The organism is Bartonella sp. OC68QHHN (assembly GCF_042193875.1).
GTDB classification, from domain to species: domain Bacteria; phylum Pseudomonadota; class Alphaproteobacteria; order Rhizobiales; family Rhizobiaceae; genus Bartonella; species Bartonella grahamii_A.
In genome coordinates, this window is the sequence record NZ_JBHIME010000042.1 from 1 (window position 1) to 1,711 (window position 1,711).

The 1,711-nt window shown below is 36.1% G+C and carries 1 protein-coding gene; it reads right to left on the minus strand.

Features of this window, described 5'->3' with window-relative positions; genetic code table 11:
* The coding region (locus ACFIJ0_RS06060; RefSeq protein ID WP_375644087.1) for a type ISP restriction/modification enzyme at positions 1-1,711 on the minus strand (1,711 nt) is incomplete at both ends.

Below are 1,711 nucleotides of genomic sequence, written 5' to 3' on the forward strand. Positions count from 1 at the left end.
GATGTCTGTCATGATGATATTGCTATTATAAATAACAGTTGATTTATCTTTCTCTTTACCTGCTTTTGCGAATTTCATTTCAGTTACATAATAGAATTTCTCAGGATTAGAGATCTCTGTCTGTTTTGGATTACCCTTTTTAAAGGTCACGGGATAAGGCTCTACAGTTTCATAATTCACGTGCAAATGCCCCAGTTCACGCCCTGCTGTTACAAACTTCCAAAAATCTTCAGCGCTTTTTACACAAGGAATGCGAGGCAACTCTTTAGAGAGGTTATCAGCATAACGGGCACGATAATCTTCTGAGTGAAGTAGACCGTATACGTAATAAAAGATATCTTCTTTTATTATAGTCTTATTAGGATAAGCAGCTTTAAAATGTGCTAATCCTTCATCAGTAATAGCATCACGTCTCTGTAAACCAGCTGTTTTGCTTTCTTCTGTAGCATTTGCAAACAAATGGGATTGTTTTTCATTTTTACTTTTTAAAACCGTAGTATCATCATAAATATAACGTGGAAAGCATTGTCCATTTTCTATCACCTGAACATCGGGCAGAGCCGTAGTCATAAGTACAGAAAAGCCTCCCATTGCTCCTATACCTGTAACTTGAATTACTTTATTTCCAATCATTTCCCCTATCGGAAATATACGCGGCATTTGATAGACTCTATGGTTAAAAATACGACTATAGTAAAGCCATTGCTTCGTAAAAGGACGATATAGGCTTTGAATAAGACATTTATCTTCAAATTCAAAAACCTTTCCTCTTACAAACTCTTCTTTCAGACTACTACTCCAACAAATTTTTGTAGCATCAACACTAACAAAATCGTTTACAGCATTTGCACGTAACTTACGGTCAGCATGCGGATAGACATTATTAAAACGTTCCACTTCACTATTATAGAAAGCAATCATATAACTCATGTTTTTTGCTAAAACTTCACGATTTGAGTTATATGCCCAAGCATCACGATTAGTTTGTATACCACACGAAAAAGTTTCAAAGAGCTTTTTCTTATTATTACCTTTCTTAACACCTATGGCTAAAAATGCTTTAAAATTGTCATCACGTTGATTTATCCAATCACCGTGCTTATCTGGTATAATGATTTGCCAACCTTGTTTACTCCGTGTAATACCATTAATGCTTCCAAAGGATTCAATCATTGTAAGTTTTTCTTGCCTCGAGAGATAATCTCCAATATCACGAAAATATATTTTCCCACGCTGTTGTGCATTTGGATTTTTTACGAGAATAGAGATAGCTATGGGAGCACGAGATCCAGAACCAAAAATGCCACCACTTTCCTTTTTACGTTGTTCTCCAGAAGTCCGAGCATTCCCCCGCAAATGGAAAATATAAAGGCTGCTAAATTCTTCAACGAGGCACTTTCGTAGACTGTCCGTAGAACTTCCATTAATAAAACCGGCATTTGTGACAAATCCGATTATCCCAGCATTATCAATACGGTCACTAGCCCAACGGATAGCACGGATATAGCTATCATAAAGTGCTTGCATATTGGTTGCTTTTGAATGAGCCGCATAAGTTTCACTAATACGTTTATCTAAAATCGGATAGGGTGTGTTTTTTGCATTATCATTTTCGTTTTTTTGCTTTGTTGAATAAGGGGGATTACCAAAGATAACTTCAATATTGAGCTTTTTCTGAAGTTCTAAATATGCGCTGTTTTCCTCTAGTAAG